The sequence below is a fragment of the Wenxinia marina DSM 24838 genome (assembly GCF_000379485.1).
GTDB classification, from domain to species: Bacteria; Pseudomonadota; Alphaproteobacteria; order Rhodobacterales; family Rhodobacteraceae; genus Wenxinia; species Wenxinia marina.
On the sequence record NZ_KB902276.1, the window covers coordinates 355,380 to 367,558 of the forward strand.

At 70.3% G+C, this 12,179-nt stretch carries 10 protein-coding genes; 7 read left to right on the top strand and 3 right to left on the bottom strand.

The features are described from left to right. Nucleotides 1-10: 10 nt before the first annotated feature. Nucleotides 11-1,372, top strand: coding sequence for an alpha-glucosidase/alpha-galactosidase (locus tag A37W_RS0101775; protein ID WP_018301312.1), 1,362 nt, complete (start codon nucleotides 11-13; stop codon nucleotides 1,370-1,372). 146 nt (nucleotides 1,373-1,518) lie between these two features. On the opposite strand, the gene tal is transcribed toward A37W_RS0101775, so the two are convergent. Further along, on the bottom strand, nucleotides 1,519-2,460 hold the full coding sequence (gene tal / locus A37W_RS0101780) for a transaldolase (protein WP_367834141.1): 942 nt from the start codon (nucleotides 2,458-2,460) through the stop codon (nucleotides 1,519-1,521). 99 nt (nucleotides 2,461-2,559) lie between these two features. On the opposite strand from tal, the gene A37W_RS0101785 reads away from it, so the two are divergent. After that, complete coding sequence (locus tag A37W_RS0101785; RefSeq protein ID WP_018301314.1) at nucleotides 2,560-5,235, top strand: cation:proton antiporter domain-containing protein; 2,676 nt, start codon at nucleotides 2,560-2,562, stop codon at nucleotides 5,233-5,235. A 3-nt stretch (nucleotides 5,236-5,238) separates the two neighbouring features. Here the strand turns inward: A37W_RS0101785 and A37W_RS0101790 are convergent, their stop codons facing one another. Continuing rightward, nucleotides 5,239-5,835, bottom strand: coding sequence for a hypothetical protein (locus A37W_RS0101790; RefSeq protein WP_018301315.1), 597 nt, complete (start codon nucleotides 5,833-5,835; stop codon nucleotides 5,239-5,241). Nucleotides 5,836-6,045: 210 nt separating this feature from the next. Between A37W_RS0101790 and recA the strand changes: the two genes are divergently transcribed. Beyond that, entirely contained in the window at nucleotides 6,046-7,128 is a 1,083-nt protein-coding gene (gene recA / locus A37W_RS0101795) for a recombinase RecA (protein WP_018301316.1), read from the top strand. 92 nt (nucleotides 7,129-7,220) lie between these two features. Here the strand turns inward: recA and A37W_RS0101800 are convergent, their stop codons facing one another. After that, nucleotides 7,221-7,649 (bottom strand): Rrf2 family transcriptional regulator, encoded by a 429-nt coding sequence (locus A37W_RS0101800; RefSeq protein WP_018301317.1) that lies wholly within the window; start codon nucleotides 7,647-7,649, stop codon nucleotides 7,221-7,223. Nucleotides 7,650-7,746: 97 nt separating this feature from the next. Between A37W_RS0101800 and A37W_RS0101805 the strand changes: the two genes are divergently transcribed. The 4 genes from A37W_RS0101805 to A37W_RS0101820 all read left to right on the top strand — a co-directional run bounded on the left by A37W_RS0101805 (nucleotide 7,747) and on the right by A37W_RS0101820 (nucleotide 11,886). Continuing rightward, nucleotides 7,747-8,382 carry a class I SAM-dependent methyltransferase gene (locus tag A37W_RS0101805; RefSeq protein ID WP_018301318.1) on the top strand — a complete coding sequence of 212 codons (636 nt, stop codon included), beginning with the start codon at nucleotides 7,747-7,749 and terminating at the stop codon, nucleotides 8,380-8,382. 86 nt (nucleotides 8,383-8,468) lie between these two features. Continuing rightward, entirely contained in the window at nucleotides 8,469-11,135 is a 2,667-nt protein-coding gene (gene alaS / locus A37W_RS0101810) for an alanine--tRNA ligase (protein WP_018301319.1), read from the top strand. Beyond that, nucleotides 11,135-11,428 (top strand): DUF1330 domain-containing protein, encoded by a 294-nt coding sequence (locus tag A37W_RS0101815; protein WP_018301320.1) that lies wholly within the window; start codon nucleotides 11,135-11,137, stop codon nucleotides 11,426-11,428. Before alaS ends, A37W_RS0101815 begins: the two co-directional genes overlap by 1 nt. A gap of 14 nt (nucleotides 11,429-11,442) precedes the next feature. Then, nucleotides 11,443-11,886 (top strand): MOSC domain-containing protein, encoded by a 444-nt coding sequence (locus A37W_RS0101820; RefSeq protein WP_018301321.1) that lies wholly within the window; start codon nucleotides 11,443-11,445, stop codon nucleotides 11,884-11,886. Nucleotides 11,887-12,179: the final 293 nt, after the last annotated feature.

Consider the following 12,179-nt stretch of genomic DNA (forward strand, 5'->3'; position numbering starts at 1 on the left):
GGAGACCGACATGACCATCGTGACCTTCATCGGCGCCGGCAGCACCGTCTTCGCCAGGAACCTCGCCGGCGACATCCTGCAGCGGCCGGCGCTGCGGGACGCCACGATCCGGCTGATGGACATCGACCGCAAGCGGCTGGAGGAGTCCGAGATCGTGGTGGGCAAGATGGCCCGCACCCTCGGCGGCCATGCCACGGTCGAGACCTACACCGACCGGCGCCGCGCACTCGACGGGGCGGACTTCGTCATCTGCTGCTTACAGGTCGGCGGGTACGAGCCCTGCACCGTGACCGACTTCGAGATCCCGAAGAAGTTCGGTCTGCGCCAGACCATCGCCGACACGCTCGGCATCGGCGGCATCATGCGGGGACTGCGCACGGTGCCGGTCCTGTGGGACATCTGCGCCGACATGCGCGAGGTCTGCCCCGACGCCCTGATGCTGCAGTACGTGAACCCGATGGCGATCAACACCTGGGGCATCGGGGCGAAGTTCCCGGACATCCGCCAGGTCGGCCTCTGCCACTCGGTCCAGGGCACGGCGGAGGAGCTGGCGCGGGATCTGGAGATCCCCATCGGCGAGATCCGCTACCACTGCGCCGGCATCAACCACATGGCCTTCTACCTGAGGTTCGAGCATCGCCAGCCGGACGGCAGCTACCGCGACCTCTACCCCGCGCTGCGGCAGGGCTACCGCGAGGGCCGCTTCCCCAAGCCGTCCTCGTGGAACCCGCGCTGCCCCAACAAGGTGCGCTACGAGATGCTGATGCGCCTCGGGCACTTCGTCACCGAAAGCTCCGAGCATTTCGCCGAGTACGTGCCCTACTTCATCAAGCGGGACCGCCCCGACCTGATCGAGCGGTTCGGCATCCCCCTCGACGAGTACCCCAAGCGCTGCGTCGAGCAGATCGCCCGGTGGGAGAGCGAGGCGCAGGCCTACCGCGAGGCGGACGAGGTCGTGGTGAAGCCGTCCCACGAATACGCGTCCGAGATCGTCAACTCGGTTGTCACGGGCGCGCCCTCCGTGGTCTACGGCAACATCCCCAACCGCGGCTACATCCCGCAGCTGCCTCAGGGCGCCGCCGTCGAGGTGCCGGTGCTGGTGGACGCCAACGGCCTGCAGCCGACAATGGTTGAGGGCATCCCGCCGCAGCTGATCGCGCTCATGCGGACCAACGTGAACGTGCAGGAGCTGACGGTGGCCGCGCTGGTGGAGGAGAAGGTGGAGCACCTCTACCACGCCGCCATGCTCGACCCCCACACGGCGGCCGAGCTGGACCTCGACCAGATCTGGGAGCTGACGGGGGAGCTGCTCGCGGCGCACGGGGAATGGGTGCCGGAATGGGCGCGGGTGGGGGTGAAGGGGGCGGCCTAATGCTTGAAGGCCGGTCGAGGTCCCGGGTCAAGCCCGGGACGGGCGGTCCCAGCCGGAGCCTCCCGCCCCGGCCTTGAGCCGGGGCCTCGCCCACTTCACGGGATCCTGCTTCCGCCCGGTCAACAACCCAAGGACTGAGGCGGCGCCTACCGCGCCCCCTCGATCAACCCGTACAGCTTCTCCGCGTCCGCGTGGAACTTGCGGATGCCCTCGCTCAGCTTCTCGGTCGCCATGGCGTCCTCGTTCAGCTGCCAGCGGAAGGTCGGCTCGTCGAGGCTGCCGGGTTCGGTGCGGGAGGCGGCCTTGGGGGACAGCTTGCGTTCCAGGGGCGTGTCGTCCTCGGACAGCTCCTTGAGGAGGTCGGGCGAGATGGTGAGGCGGTCGCAGCCGGCCAGCGCGGCGATCTGGCCGGCGTTGCGGAAGGACGCGCCCATGACGATCGTGTCGATGCCGGCGCCCTTGTAGTAGGCGTAGATCTCGCGCACCGACTTCACGCCCGGATCGTCCTCGGGGTCGTAGCCGTCGACGCCCTCGCTCGCCTTGTACCAGTCGGTGATCCGCCCCACGAAGGGCGAGATCAGCGTCACCCCGGCATCGGCGCAGGCCACCGCCTGGGCCATCGAGAACAGCAGCGTGAGGTTGCAGCGGATGCCCTCCTTCTCCAGCTTCTCGGCGGCGCGGATTCCCTCCCAGGTGGAGGCGAGCTTGATGAGGATGCGGTCCTTGCCGACGCCCTGCTGCCCGTAGGCCTCGATCAGCGAGTGCGCCTTGGCGATGGACCCGTCCACGTCGAAGGACAGGCGCGCGTCCACTTCGGTCGAGACGTACCCGGGCACGATGCCGGCCAGCGCGGAGCCGACGCGGATCACGAGGTCCTGGGCGATGTCCTCGACCGAGCCGCCCTTGGCCACCGCCTCCTTGAAGGTGTCCTGGAACCCTTCGTCCTGCACCGCCTTCAGCACCAGCGAGGGGTTGGTGGTGCAGTCCTGCGGCTGGTGACGCTTCACCGCCTCGATGTCGCCGGTGTCGGCGACGACGATGGTCATGTCTTTCAGTTGCTGCAGCCGGCTCGCCATGGCGTCCTCCATCCTTTGTCGAGGGCAGGAATGGGCCGGGCGGGGCGTCAGGTCAACCGCCGCGCCACGCGCCCTGTGACAAGACAAGCCCGAGCCTCTATCTGACGTTCCATGGACATCGCCGTCGCCACCGCGGTCGTCGCCGGGCTGTTCCTGGTGATCGGCCTGGCCGAGCCGCTCGCGGCGCGGATGCGGCTGCCCTATTCGGTGATGCTGGCGATCCTCGGCATCGGCCTCGGCATCGGCGCGGCGTTCTTCCTGCGCACCGAGCTGACGGACGCGCTGAACCCGGTGGCCGAGGCGATCCTCGGCCTGCCGATCCGGTCGAACGTGTTCCTGTACCTGTTCCTGCCGACGCTGCTGTTCCAGGTGACGCTGGGCCTGAACCTGCGGCGGATGTGGGACGACTGGGTGCCGATCCTGACGCTGGCCATCGTTGCGGTCGTCGCGGCGACGCTGTCGGTGGGCTATGCCCTCTACTGGGTCGGCGCGATGCCGCTGATGGCGTGCCTGCTGCTGGGGGCCATCGTGTCGACGACCGATCCCTCGGCCGTCGTCTCGATCTTCCGCAACATCGCGGCGCCGCAGCGCCTGAGCCGCATCGTCGAGGGCGAGAGCCTGCTGAACGACGCGGCCGCGATCGCGCTGTTCGGCCTGTTCATGGGCTTCGTCAGCCGCGGCGTGCCGAACCCGACGCTGGGCGGCGCGCTGGCGCAGTTTCCGTACCTTCTGGCCGGTGGCGCGGTGGCGGGGCTGGTGGCGGGCCGGGTCGCGGCGATGCTGATGGGCGCGCTCTGGCGGTTCCCGCTGGCGCAGCTGTCGATCTCGGTCGCGCTGCCGTACCTCGCCTATATCGGGTCCGAGCAGATCGCGGGCGCCTCGGGCGTGATCGCGGTCGTGACGGCAGGCCTGACGCTGAACATCGTCGGGCCTGGGCGCCTGACGCCCGCCGCCTGGGCGAACCTGCGCGAGGTGTGGGACCTGCTGGCGCACTGGGCCGGGGCGCTGATCTTCGTGCTCGCGGCGCTGCTGATCCCGCGCCTTCTCGGCACCATGACGCTGACCGACCTGTTCTACGTCGGCGTCGTCACGGCCGCCGCCCTGGCCGCGCGGGCGGCGATCCTGTTCGTCCTGATGCCGCTTCTGGACCGCGCCGGCCTCAGCCCGCATGTCGAGCGGCCGTACCGCGTGGCGATCCTCTGGGGCGGCCTGCGCGGCGCGGTGACGCTGGCGCTGGCGCTGGCGGTGACCGAGAGCCTGCGGGTGCCGCCGGACATCCGGCGCGAGGTCGGCATCTTCGCCACCGGGTTCGTGCTGTTCACGCTCATGGTCCAGGGCACGACGCTGCGCTGGGTCATCACCCGCCTCGGCCTGGACCGGCTGTCGCCGCTGGACGCCGCGCTCGCCAACCAGGTGGTCGCCGTCGCGATGCAGTCGGTGCGCGAGCAGGTGAGCCAGACGACCGAGACATACGACCTCACGCACGAGACGGTCCGCGCCGAGGCCAAGCGCTTCGGCGACCGGCTGGAGGAGGCGGTGCGCCGCGCCGACGATTCGGGCGAGATCCTCGACCGCGACCGGGTGACGCTCGGCCTCATCGCGCTGGCGGCGGCCGAGCGCGAGCTGATCCTCGCGCGGTTCCGCGAGCAGGCGATCTCGAACCGCACGGCCGAGCTGGCGCTGGCGGACGCGGACCGGCTGATCGAGACGACGCGGACCGCGGGCCGGATGGGCTATCGCAGCGCGGCGCGGCGGCACGTGGGGCAGGGCGGGGTCTACCGGCTCGCCGCGTGGCTGCACGCACGGCTGCGGCTGTCCGCGCCGTTCGCGCGGATGACGGCGGACCGGTTCGAGCGGCTGCTGATCGAGCAGCTTGTGCTGCGCGACCTCGACGGCTTCATCGACGCGCGGATCCGGCGGATCCACGGCAAGCGGGTCGCGAACCTGCTGCACGACCTGCTGGATTCGCGGGCGGGCGAGGTGCGCAAGGCGCTGGACGGGCTGCGGCTGCAGTACCCGGGCTACGCCGAGGAGCTGGAGCGGCGGTTCATCCGCCGTACCGCGCTGCGGCTGGAGGAGCGGGAGTACGAGACGCTGCGCGAGGATGGCCTGATCGGGCCCGAGCTGCATGCCAGCCTCGCCACCCAGATCGCCCGCAACCGCGCGCAGATCGAGCGTCGCCCGCCGCTCGACCTCGCCGTGCGAAAGGCCGAGCTGATCCGCCAGATGCCGCTCTTCGCCGAGATGAAGCCGCGGGTTCAGCGCCGCCTCGCCCGGGCGCTGCGCAGCCGCTACGTGCAGGACGGCGAGGTGATCGTGGGCCGCGACGTGCCGGCGCGGTCCGTCTACTTCATCGCCTCGGGCGCGGTGGAGGTGCGCACCGCCGGGCAGGTCCACCGCCTCGGCCGGGGCGAGATGTTCGGCCAGCTCGCGATCCTGTCGCGCCGGCCGCGCCGGTCCGAGGTGCGCGCGATCAGCCACGGCGTGCTGCTGGTCCTCGACGAGGCGCGGTTCGTGAAGCTGCTGCGCGCCAGCGCACCGCTGCGCCGCGCGGTCCGGGAGAGCGCGGAGAGGCGGGGCGTGCCGCTCGACGCGCTGGACAGCGTCGTGGCGGAGGGCGCGGTCCCGACGCCGAAGGCCGGGCCGGAGGCGACGCCGCCGGAGAGGGAGGTCGCCGTGACGGCGGAGGAGCTGGCGGACGAGCTGGAGGCGGAGATCCTGCGGGACGAGTCGGAGGCCCCGCGCCACGAGGAGAAGCCGGAGACGTCCACGCGGGCGGCCGAGTAGTCCTCAGGCGACGCCGGCCTCGTAGGCGGCGAACTCCTCGGGCCGCTTCTCGCGCAGCCGCGCCTCGGTCGAGGGGGCGAGGTCGAGCGGCATGTCGGGCGAGACGTTGAGCCGGTCGAGCGCGATACGCGTGCCCAGCCGCTCCTCCAGGAAGGCGACCAGCTTGTCGTGCGCCTCGTAGCGAAAGAGGTGGGTCACGCCGATCGCCGCCTCCTGCCCGCGCAGGAACCGCGCCTGGCTGCCGACGGCGGCATAGGGCGCGGGCTTGCCGCGGGCGTACTCGGCGACGAACCGGTCGAAGGTGACGCCGCGGGTGGAGTTGGGATGGCCGACGAGGTCGTCCCGATGGCGGTACCGGTACCAGCTGCCCAGCCAGTCCACCGGATGCCGCACGGCCGCCACCGTGTCGAACACCTTGTCGCCGGCGAGGGCGAGATAGGGGGCCAGAAAGCGCCGGTATCGGTAGACGGGCGTGTGTTTCACGATCGGAGGATCGCGCAGGACGAGGGCGGCGCGGGGCGCGAGGTGGCCCTCGAGCGCGGTCGTGCCGGTCTTGGGCACGGCGAAGAGGACGAGGCTTTCCTTCCAGAAAACAAGCATTTGGATGCCTTCCCTCCCGTCGTCTTGGCCGGTCCGCCGATTATCGCCATGCCGGTAAACTACTCCTTAACCAAAGTGCGGCGAAAGTGCGGGTGAGAGAGAATTCGCTTGAAATGTTCGCTCTTTGGTCTCATTAACCGTGAGAACAAGAGGCGAACGAAGCAGACATTTGCCGCCCGGACAGGGGTGTGGAATAAGGAGCCGACAGGCATGGCACTGGCAGACCTTCTGAGCATGAAAGACGACAAGAAAACCGCCGACAAGCAGAAGGCGCTCGACTCGGCGCTGGCCCAGATCGAACGCCAGTTCGGCAAGGGCTCCATCATGAAGCTCGGCGGCGACAACGCGCTGCCGGACATCGAGGCGACCTCGACCGGCTCGCTCGGCCTCGACATCGCGCTCGGCATCGGCGGCCTGCCCAAGGGGCGGATCGTGGAGATCTACGGGCCGGAATCGTCGGGCAAGACGACGCTGACGCTGCATTGCGTCGCCGAGGAGCAGAAGAAGGGCGGCGTCTGCGCCTTCGTCGACGCCGAGCATGCGCTCGACCCGCAGTACGCCCGCAAGCTGGGCGTGAACCTCGACGAGCTTCTGATCTCGCAGCCCGACACCGGCGAGCAGGCGCTGGAGATCGTCGATACGCTCGTCCGCTCGGGCGCCGTCAGCATGGTGGTGGTCGACTCCGTCGCCGCCCTGACGCCGCGGTCCGAGCTGGAAGGCGACATGGGCGACTCGTCCGTGGGCGTCCATGCCCGCCTGATGAGCCAGGCGATGCGCAAGCTGACCTCGTCGATCGCGCGGTCCAACTGCATGGTCATCTTCATCAACCAGATCCGGATGAAGATCGGCGTCATGTTCGGCTCGCCCGAGACGACGACCGGCGGCAACGCGCTGAAGTTCTACGCCTCCGTCCGCCTGGATATCCGGCGCATCGGTTCGATCAAGGACCGGGACGAGGTGGTGGGCAACACGACCAAGGTGAAGGTCGTGAAGAACAAGGTCGCGCCGCCGTTCAAGCAGGTCGAGTTCGACATCATGTACGGCGAGGGCATCTCCAAGACCGGCGAACTGCTCGACCTCGGCGTGAAGGCCGGCGTGGTCGAGAAGTCGGGCGCCTGGTTCAGCTACGGCGACCAGCGCATCGGCCAGGGCCGCGAGAACGCCAAGAATTTCCTCAAGGAGAACGGCGACATCGCCTGGGAGATCGAGGACAAGATCCGCGCGGCCCACGGGCTGGAGTTCGGCATGTCCGACGAGGGCGAGGGCGACGGCGAGGATCTCGTCGACATGTGACGCAGACGGCGACTGCTGCAAACGCCCCCGCTGCAGTGGCTGTGGCGGAGAATATCCCGGGAAGGGTGCGGCCAGGGCCGCACCCTTTTCGTTTACGGACGGTCGCGGCCGAGGGCCACGTCCTGCCGGACGTCCGACAGACGGATGTCGGCGAACCGCGCCAGCAGCGACTCCCGCGCCGCCGCCACCTCGGCGCCGAGCACGCCGTTGACCGCCCGCTCCACAAGGCAGTCGGGCGCAGGGTTCGACAAACCGAACGCGAATAGCTCCGGCTCGTCCAGCGAGCGGTAGACGTCGAGCAGCGTCATCGCCTCCAGCGGCCGCGCCAGCCGCCACCCGCCGCCGTGTCCGCGCTCGGCCGCGACGAAGCCGCCCTCGCGCAGGCCCGCCATGATCCGCCGCACCACCACGGGGTTGGAGCCCAGCATCGCCGCGATCCGCTCGGACGTCAGCGGCGCGTCGGTCTCGGCCATGTGCAGCAGCACATGAAGAAGGCGGGACAGGCGGGTGTCCTGACGCATTGCCGGGCTCCATTTCTCGTAACCTATGGCATTACATGAGTTGACCGCGCCGGCCAATCAAGTTACCTAAGAAGTTACGAATGAACGCGAGGTTGCCATGCAGACCACCGATATGCCGACGGATGCCGTCGCCCACTGGGACGATTTCTACCGCACCCGGCGCACCAGCCCCTCGGGTCGCCCCACCGGAGCGCTGGAGACCCGTGCCACGAGCCTGCCGCCCGGCCGGGCGCTGGATCTCGGCTCCTCGAACGGCGACGACGTGCTGTGGCTGGCCGCCCGGGGGTGGGACGCGCTCGGCCTCGACATCTCGTCCGTGGCGGTGATCCGGGCAGCTGGCCGGGCGGCGGAGCTGGGGCTGCCCGGGGCCCGGTTCGAGGCGTGCGATCTCGCCACCGCGATGCCGGATGGCCCCTTCGACCTCGTCACCGCGCTCTACCTGCTGTCGCCCGTCGCCGGCTTCCCCCGCGCAGACATCCTGCGGCGCGCTGCCGCGACCGTCGCGCCGGGCGGACATATCCTTTCCGTCGCCCATGCCGCGCCGCCGCCGTGGTCCGAGCATCGCCATTCCGACACCTCGTTCCCGACGGTGGAGGAGGACCTCGCCGCGCTGGCCCCGGGCGGCGCGGACTGGGACGTCCTCGAGGCGCGGGTGATCGAGCGGCCGGGCAAGGGTCCGGACGGGCAGGAGGCGATGCTGCAGGACACGGTCGTCTTCCTGCGCCGGCGCTGAGGCCGCACCGGTTCCGGTGGACAGGGCGGGGGCGCTGGCATACATCGCTCTCGCCCTTGTCCAGCCCCCGACCGAAAGCGCCTGAGATGACGAGCCTCTCCGACATCCGCTCCACCTTCCTCGGCTTCTTCGAGAGGAACGGCCACCGGGTCGTGGACTCCTCGCCGCTGGTGCCGCGGAACGATCCCACGCTCATGTTCACGAACTCGGGCATGGTCCAGTTCAAGAACCTCTTCACCGGGGTCGAGACGCGCGACTACGTCCGCGCCACCACGGCGCAGAAATGCGTCCGCGCCGGCGGCAAGCACAACGACCTCGACAACGTCGGCTACACCGCACGGCACCTGACGTTCTTCGAGATGCTCGGCAACTTCTCGTTCGGCGACTACTTCAAGCGCGAGGCGATCCCCTTCGCGTGGGAGCTGATCACGAAGGACTTCGCCCTCCCGGTCGAGAAGCTGAGCGTCACCGTCTACCACACCGACGACGAGGCGGCCGACATCTGGAAATCCGTCGGCATGCCCGAGAGCCGCATCATCCGCATCGGCGACAAGCCGGGCGGCGGGTCGGACAATTTCTGGCAGATGGGGCCGACCGGGCCCTGCGGGCCGTCCTCCGAGATATTCTACGATCACGGGCCGGAGTTCTGGGGCGGCCCGCCCGGCTCCCCCGAGGAGGATGGCGACCGCTTCATCGAGATCTGGAACCTCGTCTTCATGCAGAACGAGCAGTTCGAGGACGGCTCGATGCGGGTGCTGGACGCGCAGTCGATCGACACCGGCATGGGGCTGGAGCGGTTCGCGGGCGTGCTGCAGGGCACGAACAACGTGTTCGAGACCGACCTGCTGAAGGCGCTCGTCGAGGCGTCGGCCCATGCGACGAACACCGACCTCGGCGAGGGGCACATCACTCACCACCGGGTGATCGCCGATCACCTGCGCTCGACCTCGTTCCTGATCGCGGAGGGCGTGCTGCCGTCGAACGAGGGCCGGGGCTATGTTCTGCGCCGGATCATGCGCCGCGCGATGCGGCACGCGCATCTGCTGGGGGCGAAAGACCCCGTGATGCACCGCCTGGTGCCCGAGCTGGTGCGTCAGATGGGCGACCACTACCCCGAGCTGGTCCGTGGCAAGGCCGTCATCGAGGAGACGCTGAGGGCCGAGGAGACGCGCTTCAGGCAGACGCTCGATCGCGGCCTCAGGCTGCTGGACGAGGAACTGTCGGCGCTGCCCGAAGGGACCGACCTGCCGGGCGAGACGGCGTTCAGGCTCTACGACACGTTCGGCTTTCCGCTGGACCTCACGCAGGACGCCCTGCGCGAGCGCGGGCGCGGCGTGAACACCGAAGGTTTCACAAGCGCGATGGCCGAGCAGAAGGCGAAGGCGCGCGCCGCCTGGACCGGCTCGGGCGAGGTGGCGGACCAGGGGCACTGGTTCGATATTGCCGATCGCGACGGCATCACCGAATTCCTCGGCTACGAGACCGAGACGGCCGAGGGCCAGATCCTCGCCCTCGTCACCGGCAACGACGCGGTGGACGAGGCGGACGGCCCCGTGCAGATCGTGGTGAACCAGACCCCGTTCTACGCCGAGGCCGGCGGCCAGGTGGGCGACACCGGCTGGGTCACGACCGAGACCGGCCGGGCGGAGATCACCGACACGAAGAAGGTCGCGGGCGTCTTCATCCACTACGCGACGGTGACCGAAGGGACGCTGAAGCGCGGGCAGGGCGCCCGGCTGGAGGTCGACCATGCCCGCCGCGCGGCGATCCGGGCCAACCACTCCGCCACGCACCTGCTGCACGAGGCGCTGCGCGAGCGGCTCGGCGATCACGTGGCGCAGCGCGGCTCGCTGAACGCGCCGGACCGGCTGCGGTTCGACTTCTCCCACGGCGCGGCGCTGAGTCTGGAGGACATCGCCGAGGTGGAAGCGGAGGTGAACCAGTTCATCCGCCAGAACACGCCCGTCGAGACGCGGATCATGACGCCGGACGACGCCCGCGCCATCGGCGCGCAGGCGCTGTTCGGCGAGAAGTACGGCGACGAGGTGCGCGTCGTCTCGATGGGCCGCGCGCCGACGGGCAAGGGGCCCGGCGGCGAGACCTGGTCGATCGAGCTGTGCGGCGGCACCCATGTCGTCCGCACCGGCGACATCGGCGCCTTCGTGATGCTGGGCGACAGCGCCTCGTCCGCGGGCGTGCGCCGGATCGAGGCGCTGACCGGGCAGGCCGCGCTCGCCTACCTCGCCGGGCAGGACCGCAAGCTGGCCGAAGCCGCGCTGGCGCTGAAGACCTCCGCCGCCGACGTGCCGGCCCGGGTCCGCGCGCTGGTGGAGGAGCGGCGGCGGCTGGAGAACGAGGTGGCGCAGCTGCGCCGCGAGCTCGCCATGGGCGGCGGCGCCCGGACCGAGGAGAAACCGCGCGAGATCAACGGTATCGCCTTCCGGGCGCAGGTGCTGTCCGGCGTCACGGGCAAGGACCTGCCGTCGCTGATCGACGAGATGAAGGCGCAGATGGGCTCCGGCGCCGTGCTGCTGATCGCCGATACCGGCGACAAGGCGGCGGTGGCGGCTGGCGTGACCTCCGACCTCGTGGGCCGCGTGTCGGCCGTCGACCTCGCCAAGGCCGCGGTGGCCGAGCTGGGCGGCAAGGGCGGCGGCGGCCGCCCCGACCTCGCCCAGGGCGGCGGCGCCTCGGCCGCGAATTCCGACGCGGCGATCCGCGCCGCCGAAACCGTGCTGAAAGGAGCCGCCTGATGCCCAAGGCCCTGTGGATCGCCCACGTTACCGTCACCGACGAAGCCGCCTACGGCGAATACGCGAAACGCGCCGGCCCGGCGATCGCGGCGCATGGCGGCGAGTTCCTGGCCCGCGGCGGGCGCTACGAGATCCTCGAAGGCAAGGAGCGGGCGCGCAACGTCGTCGCCCGCTTCCCGTCGCTGCAGGCGGCGCATGACTGCTACTACTCGGACGCCTACCAGGAGGCGCTGAGCTTTGCGAAAGGCGCGTCGGAGCGGGATCTGATGATCCTCGAGGAATCGGGCGACTGAGCGACCTCGCCGCCATGATCGCCCGCCACGCGCGGGCGGGGCAGGTGGCCTGGATCGGCGTCCGGCCCGAGCGGCTCGCGCCGATGGTCGCGGTGCCGGCCGCGGAGCTGCGGCCGGACGGGCTGGAGGGCGACCACGCCCGGCCGGGCAAGCGGGCGCTGACGCTGATCCAGGCGGAGCATCTGCCGGTGATCTCGGCGCTCGCAGGAACGGAGGCGACGCCGGAGCTGTTGCGGCGGAACCTCCTCGTCTCCGGCCTCAATCTTCTGGCGATCCGCAAGGGGCGGCTGCGGATCGGCGGGGCGCTGGTGGAGATCACCGGGCCCTGTGCGCCCTGCAGCCGGATGGAAAAGGCGCTCGGTCGCGGCGGCTTCAACGCGATGCGCGGGCATGGCGGGTGGTGCGCCGAGGTGGTGGAGCCGGTGCCGATTGCGGTGGGGGATGCGGTGGCGCCGTGACCCGCGCGGCGGACCCCGTCCTGCGGCTGTAGGGTGGGTGAAACCCGCCGCTCCCGGATCGATGGGTTTCACCCACCCTACCGGCACCCACCCGGAATCACCCGCGCAAGCGGCCCGGGCCGCGTCCAGCCGCCCCCCGGCCAGACGCTTCGGAGCAGCCAGAGCGACGAAACACGTCTCACGGGACGTCGCCATAAATCGCGGATGGTCATCGTTCGGAGCGTCTGCCCGCGGCCAGACGCCGCCCTGGCGTCGGTGAGAGTGCGGCGTCGCATGGATGTTGGTCCAACCGT

What these genes read in the sequence shown, in the direction of transcription:
- A37W_RS0101775 (WP_018301312.1), top strand. Translation starts at nt 11, where the DNA reads ATGACCATCGTGACCTTCATCGGCGCCGGCAGCACCGTCTTCGCCAGG.
- tal (WP_367834141.1), bottom strand. Translation starts at nt 2,460, where the DNA reads ATGGAGGACGCCATGGCGAGCCGGCTGCAGCAACTGAAAGACATGACC.
- A37W_RS0101785 (WP_018301314.1), top strand. Translation starts at nt 2,560, where the DNA reads ATGGACATCGCCGTCGCCACCGCGGTCGTCGCCGGGCTGTTCCTGGTG.
- A37W_RS0101790 (WP_018301315.1), bottom strand. Translation starts at nt 5,835, where the DNA reads ATGCTTGTTTTCTGGAAGGAAAGCCTCGTCCTCTTCGCCGTGCCCAAG.
- recA (WP_018301316.1), top strand. Translation starts at nt 6,046, where the DNA reads ATGGCACTGGCAGACCTTCTGAGCATGAAAGACGACAAGAAAACCGCC.
- A37W_RS0101800 (WP_018301317.1), bottom strand. Translation starts at nt 7,649, where the DNA reads ATGCGTCAGGACACCCGCCTGTCCCGCCTTCTTCATGTGCTGCTGCAC.
- A37W_RS0101805 (WP_018301318.1), top strand. Translation starts at nt 7,747, where the DNA reads ATGCAGACCACCGATATGCCGACGGATGCCGTCGCCCACTGGGACGAT.
- alaS (WP_018301319.1), top strand. Translation starts at nt 8,469, where the DNA reads ATGACGAGCCTCTCCGACATCCGCTCCACCTTCCTCGGCTTCTTCGAG.
- A37W_RS0101815 (WP_018301320.1), top strand. Translation starts at nt 11,135, where the DNA reads ATGCCCAAGGCCCTGTGGATCGCCCACGTTACCGTCACCGACGAAGCC.
- A37W_RS0101820 (WP_018301321.1), top strand. Translation starts at nt 11,443, where the DNA reads ATGATCGCCCGCCACGCGCGGGCGGGGCAGGTGGCCTGGATCGGCGTC.